The organism is Neisseria meningitidis, assembly GCF_022869645.1.
GTDB lineage: Bacteria > Pseudomonadota > Gammaproteobacteria > Burkholderiales > Neisseriaceae > Neisseria > Neisseria meningitidis.
Map to the genome: position 1 here is coordinate 1,235,585 of NZ_CP064367.1, position 16,609 is coordinate 1,252,193.

The 16,609-nt window shown below is 52.1% G+C and carries 16 protein-coding genes and 2 pseudogenes; 11 read left to right on the forward strand and 7 right to left on the reverse strand.

Annotation, left to right across the window (positions count from 1 at the left end; all coding sequences use genetic code 11):
- Positions 1 to 61 precede the first annotated feature (61 nt).
- Together murA and IUJ45_RS06310 are read left to right on the forward strand one after the other, a co-directional pair.
- Entirely contained in the window at positions 62 to 1,315 is a 1,254-nt protein-coding gene (gene murA / locus IUJ45_RS06305) for a UDP-N-acetylglucosamine 1-carboxyvinyltransferase (RefSeq protein WP_002221762.1), read from the forward strand.
- A gap of 80 nt (positions 1,316 to 1,395) precedes the next feature.
- Positions 1,396 to 2,574: a phosphoglycerate kinase gene (locus IUJ45_RS06310; protein ID WP_002237421.1), complete on the forward strand. Its 1,179-nt coding sequence runs from the start codon at positions 1,396 to 1,398 to the stop codon at positions 2,572 to 2,574.
- 67 nt (positions 2,575 to 2,641) lie between these two features.
- Here IUJ45_RS06310 and IUJ45_RS06315 read toward each other — a convergent pair whose 3' ends face one another.
- The 4 genes from IUJ45_RS06315 to IUJ45_RS06330 form a co-directional block, all read right to left on the reverse strand.
- Positions 2,642 to 2,890, reverse strand: coding sequence for a BolA family protein (locus IUJ45_RS06315; protein ID WP_002237422.1), 249 nt, complete (start codon positions 2,888 to 2,890; stop codon positions 2,642 to 2,644).
- 90 nt (positions 2,891 to 2,980) lie between these two features.
- Positions 2,981 to 3,898, reverse strand: coding sequence for a permease-like cell division protein FtsX (ftsX, locus tag IUJ45_RS06320; RefSeq protein ID WP_002237423.1), 918 nt, complete (start codon positions 3,896 to 3,898; stop codon positions 2,981 to 2,983).
- The gene (ftsE, locus tag IUJ45_RS06325) at positions 3,895 to 4,545 is read right to left on the reverse strand and encodes a cell division ATP-binding protein FtsE (RefSeq protein WP_002236271.1); all 651 of its coding nucleotides are present in this window, start codon (positions 4,543 to 4,545) and stop codon (positions 3,895 to 3,897) included. Before ftsE ends, ftsX begins: the two co-directional genes overlap by 4 nt.
- Positions 4,546 to 4,739: 194 nt before the next feature.
- Positions 4,740 to 5,222, reverse strand: coding sequence for a TlpA disulfide reductase family protein (locus tag IUJ45_RS06330; protein ID WP_002246561.1), 483 nt, complete (start codon positions 5,220 to 5,222; stop codon positions 4,740 to 4,742).
- Between the two features lie 123 nt (positions 5,223 to 5,345).
- Here IUJ45_RS06330 and arsC point away from each other — a divergent pair, with 123 nt between their 5' ends.
- The 5 genes from arsC to IUJ45_RS06355 all read left to right on the forward strand — a co-directional run bounded on the left by arsC (position 5,346) and on the right by IUJ45_RS06355 (position 8,773).
- Positions 5,346 to 5,699, forward strand: a complete 354-nt coding sequence (gene arsC, locus IUJ45_RS06335; protein ID WP_002225750.1) for an arsenate reductase (glutaredoxin) — start codon at positions 5,346 to 5,348, stop codon at positions 5,697 to 5,699.
- Entirely contained in the window at positions 5,696 to 6,352 is a 657-nt protein-coding gene (locus IUJ45_RS06340) for a YdcF family protein (RefSeq protein WP_002246562.1), read from the forward strand. The genes arsC and IUJ45_RS06340 overlap by 4 nt, the downstream gene beginning before the upstream one ends.
- A 115-nt stretch (positions 6,353 to 6,467) precedes the next feature.
- Positions 6,468 to 7,862, forward strand: a complete 1,395-nt coding sequence (gltX, locus tag IUJ45_RS06345) for a glutamate--tRNA ligase (RefSeq protein ID WP_082308720.1) — start codon at positions 6,468 to 6,470, stop codon at positions 7,860 to 7,862.
- A gap of 20 nt (positions 7,863 to 7,882) precedes the next feature.
- Positions 7,883 to 8,278: a hypothetical protein gene (locus tag IUJ45_RS06350; protein ID WP_002245279.1), complete on the forward strand. Its 396-nt coding sequence runs from the start codon at positions 7,883 to 7,885 to the stop codon at positions 8,276 to 8,278.
- Between the two features lie 3 nt (positions 8,279 to 8,281).
- The gene (locus IUJ45_RS06355; RefSeq protein ID WP_002220025.1) at positions 8,282 to 8,773 is read left to right on the forward strand and encodes a GNAT family N-acetyltransferase; all 492 of its coding nucleotides are present in this window, start codon (positions 8,282 to 8,284) and stop codon (positions 8,771 to 8,773) included.
- A 122-nt stretch (positions 8,774 to 8,895) separates the two neighbouring features.
- Here the strand turns inward: IUJ45_RS06355 and mutS are convergent.
- Positions 8,896 to 11,489 (reverse strand): annotated as a pseudogene (gene mutS, locus IUJ45_RS06360) (DNA mismatch repair protein MutS).
- Between the two features lie 443 nt (positions 11,490 to 11,932).
- Between mutS and gap the strand changes: the two are divergent.
- Complete coding sequence (gene gap / locus IUJ45_RS06365) at positions 11,933 to 12,937, forward strand: type I glyceraldehyde-3-phosphate dehydrogenase (RefSeq protein ID WP_002228809.1); 1,005 nt, start codon at positions 11,933 to 11,935, stop codon at positions 12,935 to 12,937.
- Positions 12,938 to 13,006: 69 nt separating this feature from the next.
- Here gap and IUJ45_RS11210 read toward each other — a convergent pair.
- Together IUJ45_RS11210 and tsaA are read right to left on the reverse strand one after the other, a co-directional pair.
- A pseudogene (locus IUJ45_RS11210) lies at positions 13,007 to 13,114 on the reverse strand (IS5/IS1182 family transposase); the annotation flags it as partial.
- An 80-nt stretch (positions 13,115 to 13,194) separates the two neighbouring features.
- Positions 13,195 to 13,875: a tRNA (N6-threonylcarbamoyladenosine(37)-N6)-methyltransferase TrmO gene (gene tsaA / locus IUJ45_RS06370; protein WP_002230094.1), complete on the reverse strand. Its 681-nt coding sequence runs from the start codon at positions 13,873 to 13,875 to the stop codon at positions 13,195 to 13,197.
- Positions 13,876 to 13,988: 113 nt separating this feature from the next.
- On the opposite strand from tsaA, the gene IUJ45_RS06375 reads away from it, so the two are divergent.
- From IUJ45_RS06375 to IUJ45_RS06385, 3 genes are all read left to right on the forward strand, one after another.
- Positions 13,989 to 14,624, forward strand: a complete 636-nt coding sequence (locus IUJ45_RS06375; protein ID WP_002230098.1) for a nicotinamidase — start codon at positions 13,989 to 13,991, stop codon at positions 14,622 to 14,624.
- 36 nt (positions 14,625 to 14,660) lie between these two features.
- The gene (waaC, locus tag IUJ45_RS06380) at positions 14,661 to 15,629 is read left to right on the forward strand and encodes a lipopolysaccharide heptosyltransferase I (protein ID WP_002230099.1); all 969 of its coding nucleotides are present in this window, start codon (positions 14,661 to 14,663) and stop codon (positions 15,627 to 15,629) included.
- A 225-nt stretch (positions 15,630 to 15,854) separates the two neighbouring features.
- On the forward strand, positions 15,855 to 16,604 hold the full coding sequence (locus IUJ45_RS06385) for an electron transfer flavoprotein subunit beta/FixA family protein (RefSeq protein WP_002233282.1): 750 nt from the start codon (positions 15,855 to 15,857) through the stop codon (positions 16,602 to 16,604).
- Positions 16,605 to 16,609: the final 5 nt, after the last annotated feature.

Below are 16,609 nucleotides of genomic sequence, written 5' to 3' on the forward strand. Positions count from 1 at the left end.
CGCCGCCTTGTCCTGATTTTTGTTAATTCACTATACAAGTACCCACTAGGAAAGAACAAACGTGGATAAACTGAAAATCTCCGCAAACGGCCCGCTCAACGGGGAAATAACGGTCTCGGGCGCGAAAAACGCGGCATTGCCGCTGATGTGCGCGGGTTTGCTGACATCGGGTACGTTGCGCCTGAAAAATGTGCCTATGCTGGCAGATGTGAAAACCACGCAAAAGCTGCTTCAGGGGATGGGCGCGCGCGTCCTGACCGACAATATCAGCGAATTTGAAATCAACGGCGGTACGGTAAACAATACCTGCGCGCCGTATGAGCTGGTCAGAACTATGCGCGCCTCGATTTTGGTGCTTGGCCCGACGCTGGCGCGTTTCGGCGAGGCGCAAGTCAGCCTGCCGGGCGGCTGCGCCATCGGTTCGCGCCCCGTCGATCAGCATTTGAAAGGCTTGGAAGCGATGGGGGCGGAAATCGTCATCGAACACGGTTACGTCAAAGCCAAAGGCAAACTCAAAGGTACGCGCGTGGCGATGGATGTCGTTACCGTCGGCGGCACGGAAAACCTGCTGATGGCGGCGACGCTGGCGGAAGGTACGACGGTTTTGGAAAACTGCGCCATCGAGCCTGAAGTGGTCGATTTGGCGGAATGCCTGGTCAAAATGGGCGCGAAAATCAGCGGCATCGGTACGTCCACAATGATTGTGGAAGGTGTGGACGAGCTGCACGGCTGCGAACACAGCGTTGTCCCCGACCGGATTGAAGCGGGGACGTTCCTGTGTGCGGTGGCGATAACCGGCGGCAGGGTGGTTTTGCGGAATGCTGCGCCGAAAACGATGGAAGTGGTGTTGGACAAACTGGTTGAGGCAGGTGCGGTGATTGAGGCGGGCGACGATTGGATCGCCATCGATATGCGGCAGCGTCCGAAGGCGGTGGACATCCGCACGGTCGTCCACCCCGGCTTCCCCACGGATATGCAGGCGCAGTTTATGGCATTGAATGCCGTGGCGGAGGGAAGCTGCCGCGTGGTGGAAACGATTTTTGAAAACCGCTTTATGCACGTCCCCGAGTTGAACCGGATGGGGGCGAACATTACAACCGAGGGCAATACGGCATTTGTGCAGGGTGTGGAACGGCTTTCCGGCGCAGTCGTCAAGGCGACGGATTTGCGTGCGTCCGCAAGCCTCGTTATCGCCGGTTTGGCGGCGCGCGGCGAAACCGTGGTCGAACAGATTTACCACTTGGATCGCGGTTATGAAAATATTGAAAAAAAACTCGGCAGCGTCGGCGCGAAAATCGAGCGCGTATCCGGCTGATCGGGTTGCGATGCCGTCTGAAGCCTTCAGACGGCATCAATTGTTTCTGTATCGCAAACACTGATTGAAAAGGACTGATTATGGCATTTTTAAAACTGACCGAACAAAACGTGCAGGGCAAAACCGTCCTCATTCGCGCCGATATGAACGTGCCGTTCAAAGACGGCAAAATCAGCGACGACACCCGTATCCGCGCCTCACTTGCGTCCATCAAATACTGCTTGGACAACGGCGCGTCCGTCATCGTGATGACCCACTTGGGTCGCCCGACCGAAGGCGAATTCCATTCCGAAGACGATGTCGCGCCCGTTGCCGCGCACTTGGGCGGTCTGTTGGGCAAAGACGTGAAAGTATTGAACGACTGGCGTGAAAACAAACCGGCTTTGAACGCGGGCGATGTCGTGATGCTGCAAAACGTGCGTATCAACAAAGGCGAGAAGAAAAACGATTTGGAACTGGGCAAAGCCTACGCTTCTTTGTGCGACGTGTTCGTCAATGACGCGTTCGGCACCGCGCACCGCGCCCAAGCCTCGACCGAAGCCGTCGCCCAAGCCGCTCCCGTTGCCTGCGCCGGCGTATTGATGGCGGGCGAACTCGACGCTTTGGGCAAAGCCTTGAAACAGCCCGCGCGCCCGATGGTTGCCATCGTTGCCGGCAGCAAAGTGTCCACCAAGCTGACCATCCTCGAATCGCTGGCGGACAAAGTCGACCAACTCATCGTCGGCGGCGGTATCGCCAACACCTTCCTGTTGGCGGAAGGTAAAGCCATCGGCAAATCTTTGGCGGAACACGATTTGGTGGAAGAATCCAAAAAAATTATGGCGAAAATGGCGGCCAAAGGAGGTTCTGTGCCGCTGCCGACCGATGTCGTCGTTGCCAAAGCCTTTGCCGCCGATGCCGAAGCGGTGGTAAAAGACATTGCCGACGTTGCCGAAGACGAGATGATTTTGGACATCGGCCCGAAATCTGCCGCCGCGCTTGCCGATTTGCTTAAAGCCGCCGACACGGTCGTTTGGAACGGACCGGTCGGCGTGTTCGAGTTTGACCAGTTCGCAGGCGGTACGAAAGCCCTTGCCGAAGCCATTGCCCAAAGCAAAGCGTTCTCCATTGCTGGCGGCGGCGACACGCTGGCGGCGATTGCCAAATTCGGCGTTACCGACCAAATCGGCTACATCTCCACCGGAGGTGGCGCGTTCCTTGAGTTCTTGGAAGGTAAAGAGTTGCCTGCCGTAGCCGCTTTGGAAAAACGCGGCGAGTAAACGGTTTGATATAAAAAAATGCCGTCTGAAACGTTGTGCTGTTTCAGACGGCATTTTTGTGTGGCGGTTATTGTGCTTTGGCATTCCATTCTGCCGGTGTGGCGGCTACCGAAATGGAAAGTGCGTGCAGTTCGTTGCTTTCCAGTTGGGCTTTAAGCCCGTCTTTAATCAGGCGGTGGCGCGCGAGGCGTGCCTTGCCTTCAAATTCTGATGAAACGATGACGGCGAAAAAATGATGTCCGTCGCCTTCTACTTCGATGTGTTCGCATTTTGCCACGCCTTCAATCATGGCTTTTACTTGTTCCGAGGTCAGCATGGTAGGTTCCTTGTTGGAAAAATGCGCCATTATACTGGCAAATTGAAATGCCGTCTGAAAACGGGTTCGGACGGCATTTTTGACGGTGTTTTATTTTTTGGCTTTGAAGCCGAGCAGGTGCTGGGTGGTGGCAAGCCACGCGCCGAATATCCCCAGTGCGATGACGAAGCCGAACACCAGTGCGATTTCTCCCGGGTAGAAGAAACGCCAGCCGATATTAAGTCCGTAGGGTTTGAAGATGGCATCGACCAAGGGGCGCACGGCAGAGAGCAGCCAACCGCAAAGCCCCAAGCTGACGGCGGCGGAAAGGATGCTCTGCCACATGGCTTGATAAAGGAATGGGCGGCGGATAAACGACGCGGGCGCGCCCAAGAGTTTGGTGATTTCGATTTCTTCTTTTCGGCTGAGGATTTGCAGTCGGATGGTGTTGTGCGCGACAAGGACGAACGCCATCCCCAGCGTCAGGGAAAGAAACCATAAGATTTTACGGATGAATTCGTTGATTTGGTACAGTGTCTGTACCCATTCCGTATCCATGTTGGCGGATTCGACCATAGGCAGTTTGGTAATGTCCCGGTAGATTGCCTGCATTTGGGCGGGCGTGGTTGCCGGGTCGGGGGTAACGATAAAGACATCCGGCAGGGGGTTACCGTCAAGCATGGAAATCAGATTTTGGTCGAGATTGGACTGTAATTCTTCCAAACCGTCTTCTTTGCTGATAAAGCGGATGTTGTCGAGCCGTTTGTCGCGCACCAGCAGGCTGCGGACGGTATCGCTGTCGCTTTGTGCGGCGGCGGTTTCCATATAGACGGTGATTTGCGGCGACTCATTGAGTTTGCCCAACACGCTTTGCCCGCTTTGGATGCCCAAGTACATAAACAGCGGCAGGGTCATGGCGACGGCGAGCATTATGAGGGTAAGCAGTGTGCCGAAAGGTTGGCGCAGAAGCTGTTTGAGCGCGGTGCGCGCGGATTCGACGTGCAGCGAGAGGTAGTGGATGATGCTCATGCGAGTCGTCCTTTCGAGAGGCGCAGGATGCGGTGTCCGTAGTCCGCCATCAGGGTTTCGTCATGTGCGGCGACGATGACGGTTGTTCCCGCTTCGTGGAAGGTTTTGAACAATTCCATAATATCGAGCGCGTAGGCGCGGTCGAGGTTGGCGGAGGGTTCGTCGGCAATCAGCAGGCTGGGCTGGTGAACGACGGCGCGGGCGATGCACAGGCGTTGTTGTTCACCGCCGGAGAGGGTTACGGGATCGTCCAATTCTCGTCCTTTCAGGCCGACTTTTTCGATGGCGATGCGGGCACGCTCTTCGGCTTTGCGCGGCGGATAGCCGATAATCCGAAGCGGCAGGATGACGTTTTGCAGGACGTTGCGGTCGTAGAGGATTTTGTGGTCTTGGAACACGATGCCGATGTGTTGGCGCATAAAGCCGATTTGGTTGTCGGACAATGTGCCGAGATCCTGCCCGTTAAACAGGATTTTGCCCCTGCTCGGCTTGGTGATGCCCGAAATCAGCTTGAGGACGGTGGATTTGCCCGAACCGGAGTGTCCCGCGATAAATATCATTTCGCCTTTGTTGATTTGGAAGCTGACGTTTTTCAGGGCTTCAAAACCGCCGGGATAGGTTTTGGAAACTTGTTCGAAACGGATCATAGGAGGTCCTGTAAGGAAGGGCGGCATATCGTTTCGGGCGGTTGCGTCCGCAGGGATATGCCGTCTGAACAATAGGTAAGACAGTGCCGATTATAAAGATTCCGCCTGTTTTTAGATAGTGGATAAGTTTGGCGGATACCGAAGGTCGGGCGGGAAAAATGCCGTCTGAAGCGGCTTCAGACGGCATCCGGCGTTTAACGGCATTTTGAATGGGCGAGTTTGACGGCTTCGGTCAGGCTTTTTTCGTTCACTTCCCCGGTAATGGTTTGTTTGTACCCGCATTTCGGGGCTTCGACGACGGTAAAGGGCAGTACGCCGACATTGTTTCCGTAGGATTTCATAAAGTTTCGGCTGTTCGCCTCGGTGTAACGCCAAATCGGGTAGGAAACAGGAGTTTGTTTGAGGAAGTTGCCGATATTGTCGGATGTGTCGAGCGCGATGCCGACCATATCGACGCTGCCTTTTTTCTGCGCTTTGTACCATTTGGACATGGCGGGCATCTCTTTTTGGCACGGGCCGCACCAGGTTGCCCAAAGGTTGACGATGCGTACGGGGGCTTTGAGTGATTGCAGGCTTTGTGGGGTGTTGTCTTTCCATCCGGCCAGTTCGTCTGCCGAGGCGGTATGTGCGGCAAATGTGGCGGCAAGGGTGATTGCGGCAAGATTCAAGTATTTCATCGTTTTGTCCTTTGTATGTCGATTCGGGTATTGTAAACCGTTTGGTACGGTTGTAGGCGGGATATTGAGTAAAACCCTGTGTAAGCCGATAATAAGGGGATTGTCGAGAAGCAAGGAAATGTCATGCCTGAAATCAAAATTTTCCACAATCCGCGTTGCAGCAAATCGCGTGCCGCCTTGTCCCTATTGGAAGAACGCGGCATTGCTGCCGAAGTGGTCAAATATTTGGATACGCCGCCCGACTTGTCCGAATTGAAGGATATTTTCAACAAATTGGGCTTGGCATCGGCGCGCGGGATGATGCGCGTGAAAGATGATTTGTATAAGGAATTGGGTTTGGATAACCCCAATTTGGACAATGACGCGCTGCTGCGTGCCATCGCCGATCATCCCGCCCTGTTGGAGCGTCCGATTGTTTTGGCAAACGGTAAGGCGGCTGTCGGCAGACCGCTGGAAAATATCGAAGCGGTATTGTGAACAAACGGCTGTTTTGCAGCCGCAACGGCTTGCGCTATTACCTGTTGGGCGGTTTCTGTTTGAGTGTTTTTCCGTTTTTGCTGGTGTTTGCCTCATCCGTTTGGGCGGTTTATCGGACGGGCGGGCAGGTTTTGCCGCCGTATGTCCGGGCGGATGCCGCGCTGGTGTTGGGTGCCGCCGCGTGGGACAAACACCCTTCTCCGGTTTTTCGGGAACGCATCAACCACGCCATCGCGCTTTATCAGAGCCGCAGGGTAGGCAAAATCGTGTTTACGGGAGGACGAACCAAAAAAGGCTATATGACCGAAGCCGAGGTCGGGCGGCGGTACGCGCTCAAACAGGGGGTTCCGGCGCGCAACATCCTGTTTGAAAACACTTCGCGCAACACTTATGAAAACCTGAACAACATCCGTCCGGTTTTGCGTGCCAACGGTATTGCCAGCGTGGTGATTGTCAGCGATCCCTACCATTTGGCGCGGGCGGCGGAAATGGCGGAGGATTTGGGTGTCCGCGTTTATATGTCTGCCACCCCGACCACGCGGTTTGATGCGGGAAATAAGAAAAAAATCTTTATGCTGCAAGAGGGATATGCGTTATCCCTCTACCGTTTGGAAAAATGGGGCAGCCGCTTTTTGGGATGGCTGTCTGATTGAAGCGGTAGAAAATGCCGTCTGAAACTTATCCGCAGGCAGGGTTCGGACGGCATTTTTGATGCCCAAGCACGGTAAAACCAGTAAAATAAACGCTTTCAAAGATTTCGGAGTCATCATGACCGTCAAAACCCGTTTCGCCCCCAGCCCCACCGGCTACCTGCACATTGGCGGCGTTCGCACCGCCTTGTTTTCGTGGGCGTTTGCCCGCCATCATAAAGGCGAATTTTTATTGCGCATCGAAGACACCGACTTGGCGCGTTCTACCGCCGAATCCGTCAACATCATCCTCGACGGCATGAAATGGGTCGGCCTGAACTACGACAACGCCGACAATGTCGTGTACCAAACCCGCCGTTTCGACCGCTACAAAGAAGTCATTGCCGAACTTTTAGAAAAAGGCCATGCCTACTACTGCTATTGCAGCAAAGAAGAGCTGGAAGCCATGCGCGAGAAAGCCGAAAAAGAAGGCACGGCGACTTACGACCGCCGCTGGCGGCCGGAAGCGGGCAAAACCCTGCCCGAAATCCCTGCCGGCGTGCAACCCGTCGTCCGCTTCAAAACGCCTTTGGATGGCGTAACCAAGTGGGCGGACTTGGTCAAAGGCGAAATTTCCATCCCCAACGAAGCCCTCGACGACCTGATTATCGCACGCGCCGACGGCACACCGACCTACAACTTCTGCGTCGTGGTGGACGACTACGACATGGGCGTTACCCACGTTATCCGGGGCGACGACCATGTGAACAACACCCCGAAACAAATCAACATCTTAAAAGCCATCGGCGCAAACCTGCCCGAATACGGACACCTGCCCATGATTCTCAACGAACAAGGCAAAAAAATCTCCAAACGCAGCGGCGATACCGTCGCCATTACCGATTTCGGCGCAATGGGCATCCTGCCCGAAGCCATGCTCAACTATCTGGCGCGCTTGGGCTGGGCGCACGGCGACGACGAGTTCTTTACGATGGAACAATTCATCGAATGGTTTGATTTGAAAGACGTTTCCCCGTCTCCAAGCCGTATGGACTTGAAAAAACTCTACTGGATCAACGGCGAACACATCAAAATCACCACCAACGAAAAACTGGCCGAAATGGTGAAACCGCGCCTCGCCCTGCGCGATATCCATGAAACAAGCAAGCCTGCTTTGGAAGACGTGTTGGCATTGGTCAAAGACCGCGCCCAAGATTTGAACGCCTTGGCAGACGAATGTCTGTATTTCTACAAAAAACAAGTCCCTGCCGAAGCCGATGTTGCCAAACACTGGGACGACGAAGCCGCCGCCCGTATGCTGCGCTTTGCCGAACGCCTCGAAGGGCTGGAAGACTGGAATGCCGAAGCCATCCACGACCTCTTCAAACCCTTCTGCGACGAAGAAGGCATTAAAATGGGCAAACTCGGCATGCCCCTGCGCCTTGCCGTCTGCGGTACGGCGAAAACCCCCAGCGTCGATGCTGTGTTGGCATTAATCGGCAAAGAAGAAGTGTTGAAACGCATCCGCGCTTAAGTTATCCACAGGCGTGGGCGATGCCGTCTGATGTCGGAATGCGGCTTCAGACAGCATTCAAACGGAAGTTGAACATGAAAAAAATATTGTATTTTCTGATGTTTGTTTTTTCTACAAGCGTATGGGCGGGGGATGCGGAAGACAATCTGCTCAGCATCCAATCCGGCTATCGTGCCTTACTGCAAAAACAAAACAATCTGGACGGAAAAATCATCGGGATGCAGTCGGATTTGGAAGATGCGCGCCGGCGTTTGCAGACGGCTCAGGCAGACATCGCCCGTTTGGAAGCGGAAATTCCTGCAGCAATGGCGCAAAAAGCCCGGCAGGCTGAAGAGCTGAGGCAAATCGGAGTGCGTTTGGACCATGCTTGGAATGCGGTTTACGGCGCAGGGGGAACGAAAGCGTCGGGGAATTGACCGATGAATTCCCTCTTTGTAGACAATACTGTTTTCATTACACGGCTGAAAGCCGGGCATATCGGCAGGTTGGTTCAGGCGTTGTTTGAGGAGTGGCACGGATTTGAACCGTGGTCTTCTGTGGATAAGATTCATGCCTATTACGGCAGGTGTTTGAAGGATGACGAACTGCCGCTGGCTTTTGCGGCTGTGGATGATTCCGGAACCCTGTTGGGTTCGGCTACGGTCAAGCGGCATGATATGGAAAGTTTTCCACAGTATGAATATTGGTTGGGTGATGTCTTTGTTTTACCTGAATATCGCGGAAAAGGCATTGGCAGGAGGCTGGTCGCCCACTGCATAGGCGCAGCGCGTTCGCTGGGGATAAAGTTCTTGTATCTTTATACGCCTGATGTGCAAATATTTTATGAATCATTCGGCTGGGCGGTTGTCGGGCGACATTTCCATAACGGTGAATGGGTTACGGTTATGCGTTTGGATATGGATAAGGTTTAAGCCGAATGGACAAATGCCGTCTGAGCTGTTCGGACGGCATTTTTATGTTTGGAAACTTCTTGTCAGATAATGTTTATCCACAGATTTTTCCATATGGTTTGATGCTGTTCCGCCAACGGAAATTAAGATACGGATTTGCACAAATCTTTCAGACGGTACAGTTCTGACAATGCTTTGCGCGGGGTCAGGCTGTCGGGATCGAGTTTTTCCAAGGCTGCTGCCAATATACCTTCAAAATGTTTTTCCTCTGCTTTGTCCACAAAGTTGCCCACATTCGGTTCATCTCCTTTTTCAGACGGCATGGTACTGAAAATATCCAGTTGGGGACGGTTTGCGGCGGCTTGGTTTTCCAGTCCGTTCAAATGCTTTTGGGCGGATTTCAATGCGCGTACAGGCAGGCCGGCGAGTTTGGCAACGGCGATGCCGTAGCTTTTGCCGGCGGGCCCCGGTTGGATTTGGTGCAGAAACACGATGTCCTGTCCCTGTTCGAGCGCGGAAAGGTGCATATTGACGGCGGCGGCGTGGGCTTCGGGCAGGTAGGTCAGCTCGAAATAGTGGGTAGCAAACAGGCTGAAGGATTTGTTTTTTTGCAGCAGGTGTTCGGCAACGGCGTGCGCGAGGGCGAGGCCGTCGAAAGTGGAAGTACCACGTCCGACTTCGTCCATTAAAACAAGGCTTTGTTCGGTGGCGTGATGCAGGATGTAGGCAGTTTCGCTCATTTCGACCATGAAGGTGGAGCGGTTGGAGGCGAGGTCGTCCGATGCGCCGATGCGGGTGAAGATTTGATCGATGGGCCCGATTGTGGCGGCATCGGCAGGCACGAAACAGCCGGTGTGTGCCAATAAAACAATCAGCGCGACTTGGCGCATGTAGGTGGATTTGCCGCCCATATTGGGGCCGGTGAGCAGCATGAGGCGGTGTTTGTGGTCAAGGTCGGTGTGGTTGGCGGTGAAGTGGCGTACCTGCTGTTCGACAACGGGATGGCGGCCGTTTTCGATGTGGATAACCGGATAGTCGGCAAACTCGGGGCGGACGAAGTTCCGCTCTTTTGCCAAGGCTGAAAATGTGGACAATACGTCCAGCGCGGCGGCGGCTTTGGCGGCTTTTTGAAGCTGCGGCAATGCCGTCTGAAGGTTTTTCAATACGCCGTCAAAGAGTTGTTTTTCTAAGGCGAGGGCTTGCTCTTGAGCAGTCAGTACTTTGTCTTCAAAGGCTTTCAGTTCCGGCGTGATGAAGCGTTCGGCGTTTTTGAGGGTTTGCCGGCGTTGGTAGTCGGCAGGTGCTTGTTCGGCTTGGGTTTTGGACAATTCAATGTAAAAGCCGTGAACGCGGTTGAACTCGACTTTGAGTGTGGACAAACCGGTACGTTCGCGTTCCTTGGCTTCCAAATCCAGCAAAAATTCGTCGCCATGGTTTTGAATGCGGCGCAATTCGTCCAGTTCGGGATGAAAACCGTGGTTGATGACATTGCCGTCTTTTAGTCAGACGGAAGGTTCGGGCAAAATGGCTTGGCGGAGCTGTTCGGCTGTGGATAGGTTTTCCGGGAAAACGGCTTTGAGGGTTTCCAACAGGCTGCTGCCGTTTGTGGACAAGTCGATTTCTGACAGGGCAAACAGGCTGTCGCGCAGGGCGGCGAGGTCGCGCGGGCGGGCGTTGCCGACGGCGATGCGGGCAGCAATGCGTTCAATGTCCGCAATGTTTTTCAGACGGCATTGGAGGGGTTCGTATTGGCTGTCCAGCGCGGTTACAGCTTCTTGGCGGGCGCGGATGTGGGCGCGGTTGCGCAAAGGGTGGTGCAGCCAGAGAGCCAAGAGGCGGCTGCCCATGTGGGTGGTGCAAAGGTCGAGCGTGGACATCAGGGTCGGCGATTTTTTGCCGGAGAGGGTTTGCGTGATTTCGAGATTGCGGCGCGTGGCGGCATCCATACCGATATATTGGCTGTCGGTTTCGAGCGACAGGCCGTCCAAGTGTTGCGGCATCAGGTTTTGCGTCAGGCGGATATAGTTCAACAGTGCACCTGCCGCGCCAATCGCAACGGCGTGTTCTTTGCCATCCAAACCGAAGCCGCGCAAATCCTGGCAGCCGAAATATTCCGTCAGCAGTTTTTCCCCGCGTCGGCGGCAAACTGCCACGCGTTCAGGCGCGTAACACCCGATGCCGTCTGAAGTTGCGGTGCGTTTTTACTGTCAGGCAACAGAATTTCCGCCGCCTGCAGGCGCGCCAGTTCGTCGTCCAATTTATCCACAGTCGTCAGCTTGGTTTTGAATTCGCCGCTTTGCAGCGATGCCCACGCCAAACCGATGTATTTTTTGTCGGGGGACACGGCAACGATGCGGTTGGTTTCCTTGTCTTCCAGCAATGCGGAATCGGTTAGCGTGCTAGGCGTTACGATGCGCACGACTTTGCGTTCCACCGGCCCTTTGCCTGCGCCGACTTCGCCGACCTGTTCGCAAATCGCCACGCTTTTGCCCAACTTGACCAGGCGCGCCAGATATTGTTCGGCGGCGTGAAACGGCACGCCTGCCATTTTAATCGGTACGCCGTCCATCTGCCCGCGCGTGGTCAGGGTAATATCCAAAAGTTTTGCCGCTTCTACCGCATCGTCGAAAAACATCTCGTAAAAATCGCCCATACGGTAAAACACCAGTTTGTCGGTATGTTGCGCTTTGATGCCGAGGTATTGCTGCATCATTGGGGAAACGGCGGATTTGGACATGGGGCTGCCTTATCATTAGGAAAACGGTATTGTAGCAAAAGGTTTTGTCTTCGACGGAATGAGACTGACCGTAAGCCTGTCAATAAAGTTGTGGAGACAAGTAGGAAAACAGCAAAGTTATCCACAGGAATATTATTAAGTCAAAAAACATCCACGTTTATCTGTCCTATACGGCAAGCCTTAAACTCAAACTTATTTGACGAAAAGGTAATGAAAATATTGGATATTTGCAACTTATACACAAGCAGATCCGCAATCATCAAAATCATCATTAAAATTTTAAATTCAAATATTGATGGTAAAAGTTTTGGAAATCTGTGCAAACAGTAAAATTCATCTATATCAAATAAGCATCAAGTAGTTAGATGTAATAGTGGAATGTAACTTTATTTCAGAATACAATACAGATATTGAAATTTCGTTTCACAGCTTGGAGTATATACATGAGCATTAAAGTAGCGATTAACGGTTTCGGCCGCATCGGCCGCCTCGCATTGCGTCAAATTGAAAAAGCCCACGGCATCGAAGTCGTCGCTGTCAACGACCTGACCCCTGCCGAAATGCTGCTGCACCTTTTCAAATACGACAGCACGCAAGGCCGTTTCCAAGGTACTGCCGAATTAAAAGACGATGCCATCGTGGTAAACGGCAAAGAAATCAAAGTTTTCGCCAATCCGAATCCCGAAGAATTGCCTTGGGGCGAGTTGGGTGTGGATGTCGTCCTCGAATGTACCGGCTTCTTTACCAATAAAACCAAAGCCGAAGCACACATCAGGGCCGGCGCGCGCAAAGTCGTGATTTCCGCACCCAGCGGCAATGATGTGAAAACCGTCGTATATGGCGTGAACCAAGACATTTTGGACGGCAGCGAAACCGTTATCTCCGCTGCTTCCTGCACCACCAACTGCCTTGCCCCGATGGCGGCAGTCCTGCAAAAGGAATTCGGCGTAGTCGAAGGCCTGATGACCACCATCCACGCCTACACCAGCGACCAAAACACCCTTGACGCGCCGCACCGCAAAGGCGATTTGCGCCGCGCCCGCGCCGCCGCGCTCAACATCGTGCCCAACAGCACCGGCGCCGCCAAGGCCATCGGTCTGGTTATCCCTGAATTGAACGGCAAACTCGACGGCTCCGCCCAACGCGTCCCTGTTGCCACCGGCTCGCTGACCGAATTGGTTTCCGTCCTCGAACGCCCTGTAACCAAAGAAGAAATCAACGCCGCGATGAAAGCAGCCGCCAGCGAATCTTACGGCTACAACGAAGATCAAATCGTTTCTTCCGACGTTGTCGGCATCGAATACGGCTCGCTCTTCGATGCGACCCAAACCCGCGTGATGACCGTGGGCGGCAAACAATTGGTGAAAACCGTTGCCTGGTACGACAACGAAATGTCCTACACCTGCCAACTCGTCCGCACTTTGGAATACTTTGCAGGCAAAATCTAAGGCTTGAACAAACCTGTGGATAAGTAAATGCCGTCTGAACACATTGCGTTCAGACGGCATTGTTTATCTGTATAGTGGATTAAATTTAAACCAGTACGGCGTTACCTCGCCTTGCCGTACTATTTGTACTGTCTGCGGCTTCGTTGCCTTGTCCTGATTTAAATTTAATCCGCTATAACTTGATATTGCGGCTTATGGTGAACAAACAACAGCCGTTTGTTCAACTGCTATGCGGCAAAACCGGATTTTTGCCCGATTTAAAGCGGGGTTGGGGAAAGATCAATAACGGTTGCACGGTTTTCCTCGATTTGAAATCTGACTTCGTAATCTGCAATATTCATCACATAAATCCGTTCGGGAATATTCTGATAGGCGGGGCGCGGATCTTGGGCAATGCTTTGGCTGATAAGGTTTTTGGTGTTTGCAGATAAATTTTCCGCGCCGATGTTTTCCTGCCAAACGACTTCCAACTCTACGGGTTTGCCGCTGACGAAACCGGATGCGGCATCGGGTTTGGATTCGACAAAGGGGATATAAGGTTTGATGTCCACAATCGGTGTGCCGTCCAGCAGGTCTGCGCCGCTGCAATAGAGGCGGACGGGTTTGCCGGTTTCGATGCGTTCGAGTTTCAGGAGCGAGAGTCCGAGATGGTTGGGGCGGTGGGGGCTGCGCGTGGCGAACACGCCCATTTTTTGTTTGCCGCCGAGCCGTGGCGGGCGCACCATTTGCGCCCAGCCTTCATCCAATACGCCGTGAAAAATAAAACTTATCCACACATAATCGAAATCTTCCAGCCCGCGCACGCTGTCTGCGGTGAATTTGGGATTCAGCTCGATGCATACTTCTGCGGCAGAGACCAAACCGGGCTGGCGGGCGATGCCGAATTTCTGTTTGTAGGGCGAGCGGGCGGTGCCGATGGGGGTAATGGTATAAGTCATAAGGTTGTGGATAAGTTTTTTGGAAAAACCTTATCTTATCACAATCGGTTTTACCGCTTTTGGGCAGTAATTTGTTATAATACAGGGCATTTTAATCGCGTTGAAATAATGAGATGATTGTTTCCATTGATGTTGATGCACAAAAAACGTTTACGCCACTGTGTCCTGACGAACTGCCCGTGAACGAGGGGCATTTGATTGTCGAGGAGTTGAATGCGCAAGCCGCTTTGGCGGATTTGCGCGTGATGACGAAAGATGCGCATCATATGGTAGCGAAATGGCTTGTGGATAACCCTGTTGATATGTTGAAGCCGACAGGTTTGCCTGATGCGGATTTGACTTGGGTGGCTCATGCGATGGTCGGTACGCGCGGCTATGAATTATTGGACGGACTGCCTTCTACCAAAGAATACGATTATTGCGTTTGGAAAGGTGTTGATCCTGAATTGCATCCTTACGGCGCGTGTTTTCACGATATTGAGGAAAAACTAAGCACAGGGCTGATTGAATGGCTGCGTTGTCAAAATACGGATACGGTTATTATCGGTGGGTTAGCTACGGATTATTGTGTTAAAACAACGGTTTTGCAGTTACTCAAAGGCGGTCGTTGGCAGGTTGTCGTCAATGAAGCGGCTTGTCGGGGTATTGCGCCGGAAACCATCGAAACAGCATGGCAGGAAATGCATTCTGCTGGGGCAATCATCTTAAAAAACGCTGATGAAATAAATAAATATATTAATAATCAATAAGTTAAAATTGTTTCACGTGAAACCCCCTTCCTAAATATGAAAATTTTGCTTGTCCGCTTGTCTAGTATGGGCGATTTAATTCACACTTTGCCCGCAATCGAAGATTTGGCGCGACAATGTCCTGATGTAGAACTGCATTGGCTATGTGAGGCTGGATTTGCAGATATTGCGCGCCTGCATCCGTTTGTAAAAAAAATCCATGTGATGAAATGGCGGCAATGGCGCAAACATCTCTTTCGGGCTGAAACTTGGCGGGAAATGGGTCATCTGAAACAGACTTTGCGGCAGGAAGTATTTGATTTCGTATTGGACAGTCAAGGTCTGATTAAAAGCGCGTGTTTCGCCAAAATGGCAAAATCCCCGATTTGTGGTTTGGATAAAAACAGTGCGCGCGAGGGATGGGCTGCTTTGGCGTATGTAGAAACATACGCTGTACCGAAGGGAAAAAATGCCGTTTGGCGCAACCGTGAACTGTTTGCCCAAGTATTTGGGTATGTAATGCCTGAAACGCAGGTATTTGGCTTGACTGCTCCTGAGGCAGGTCGTCTGAAAAATTTAGAGCAGCCGTATTATGCGGCTTTGCACGCGACTAGCCGAGACAGTAAATTATGGCCTGTGGAAAACTGGCGGGCGTTACTGCAAAAGTTGAATGAAGAACAGCAATGCAATATTTACCTGCCTTGGGGAAGTGAAGTTGAAAAAACGCGTGCCGAACAGATTGCAGACGGACTGCCGTTTGCTATTGTGTGCGACAAAATAAATTTATTGCAGGCAGCGTATCTGCTGAAATACGCGGTCGGAATTGTCGGCGTGGATACCGGTTTGCTGCATTTGGCAAATGCCTTGGAAAAACCTGTGGTCGGCATTTATACCGATACCGATCCGATTAAAACAGGCGTTCAGGTTTCGCCAATTGCAAAAAATTTGGGCAATATCGGGCAGATTCCGACCGCAGATTTGGTTTATCAAACGTTGATGGATTGTGTTGCAGCAGACAAAGGCTAAAGGGTTGTCTGAAACTGATATAGCACCTGATATTTTTCAGTTTGTTAAGCATAAGAATGTATATCTACCAGCCTGAGTAAATGCTTTAAAAATGGTATAATCGGCAAGCATTATCCGAAAGATTTTTGAATGAATTCGTTTTTAAGGAAAACGGATTTGGTTTTATAGGGAAGAAGGTTTGGTTTCGCTGGATGGTGAAAGCAGCGTTCTTTTTAGGAGGGTTCAATGAAAGCACTGGTCGCAGTAAAGCGCGTAGTGGACTACAACGTCAAAGTTCGTGTAAAAGCCGATGGTTCGGATGTGGATATCGGCAATGTCAAAATGTCGATGAATCCGTTTGACGAAATCGCTGTGGAAGAAGCTGTCCGTTTGAAAGAAGCCGGAAAAGTAAGCGAAATCGTAGCGGTTTCTTTGGGTGAGAAAAAATGCGAAGAAACCTTGCGTACAGCTTTGGCGATGGGTGCCGACCGTGCCATTCATGTTGAAACCGATACTAAACTGGAGTCTTTGGCCGTTGCTAAGTTGCTGAAAGCCGTTGCGGACAAAGAAAATCCGCAAATTTTCTTTTTGGGCAAACAAGCGATTGATGATGATGCCAATCAAGTGGCGCAAATGCTGGCAGCTTTGCTGAATGCGGCGCAAGGTACGTTTGCTTCAAAAGTACACATTGAAGGTGGTGAAGTACAGATTGTGCGCGAAATTGATGGCGGCGAAGAAACCATAGCATTAAAACTGCCTGCTGTTATCAGTGCTGATTTGCGTTTGAACGAGCCGCGCTTTGTCAAACTCCCCAATATTATGGCGGCAAAGAAAAAACCTCTGGAAAAACTGGCGCCTGCCGATTTGGCTACCGATATTTTACCTCGTCTGAAAACGGTGAAATTTGCCGAACCTAAGGCGCGTCAGGCAGGCGTAAAAGTAGCAAGCGTTGCCGAATTGGTTGAAAAATTGAAAAACGAAGCCAAAGTGATTTGAGGAGG

Bases quoted from the DNA above. Each gene is read 5' to 3' on its own strand.
- ftsE (WP_002236271.1), bottom strand. From the start codon at position 4,545: ATGATCCGTTTCGAACAAGTTTCCAAAACCTATCCCGGCGGTTTTGAA.
- IUJ45_RS06315 (WP_002237422.1), bottom strand. From the start codon at position 2,890: ATGCTGACCTCGGAACAAGTAAAAGCCATGATTGAAGGCGTGGCAAAA.
- waaC (WP_002230099.1), top strand. From the start codon at position 14,661: ATGAAAATTTTGCTTGTCCGCTTGTCTAGTATGGGCGATTTAATTCAC.
- ftsX (WP_002237423.1), bottom strand. From the start codon at position 3,898: ATGAGCATCATCCACTACCTCTCGCTGCACGTCGAATCCGCGCGCACC.
- IUJ45_RS06355 (WP_002220025.1), top strand. From the start codon at position 8,282: ATGAATTCCCTCTTTGTAGACAATACTGTTTTCATTACACGGCTGAAA.
- IUJ45_RS06385 (WP_002233282.1), top strand. From the start codon at position 15,855: ATGAAAGCACTGGTCGCAGTAAAGCGCGTAGTGGACTACAACGTCAAA.
- IUJ45_RS06310 (WP_002237421.1), top strand. From the start codon at position 1,396: ATGGCATTTTTAAAACTGACCGAACAAAACGTGCAGGGCAAAACCGTC.
- gap (WP_002228809.1), top strand. From the start codon at position 11,933: ATGAGCATTAAAGTAGCGATTAACGGTTTCGGCCGCATCGGCCGCCTC.
- IUJ45_RS06330 (WP_002246561.1), bottom strand. From the start codon at position 5,222: ATGAAATACTTGAATCTTGCCGCAATCACCCTTGCCGCCACATTTGCC.
- arsC (WP_002225750.1), top strand. From the start codon at position 5,346: ATGCCTGAAATCAAAATTTTCCACAATCCGCGTTGCAGCAAATCGCGT.
- IUJ45_RS06375 (WP_002230098.1), top strand. From the start codon at position 13,989: ATGATTGTTTCCATTGATGTTGATGCACAAAAAACGTTTACGCCACTG.
- tsaA (WP_002230094.1), bottom strand. From the start codon at position 13,875: ATGACTTATACCATTACCCCCATCGGCACCGCCCGCTCGCCCTACAAA.
- gltX (WP_082308720.1), top strand. From the start codon at position 6,468: ATGACCGTCAAAACCCGTTTCGCCCCCAGCCCCACCGGCTACCTGCAC.
- IUJ45_RS06350 (WP_002245279.1), top strand. From the start codon at position 7,883: ATGCCGTCTGATGTCGGAATGCGGCTTCAGACAGCATTCAAACGGAAG.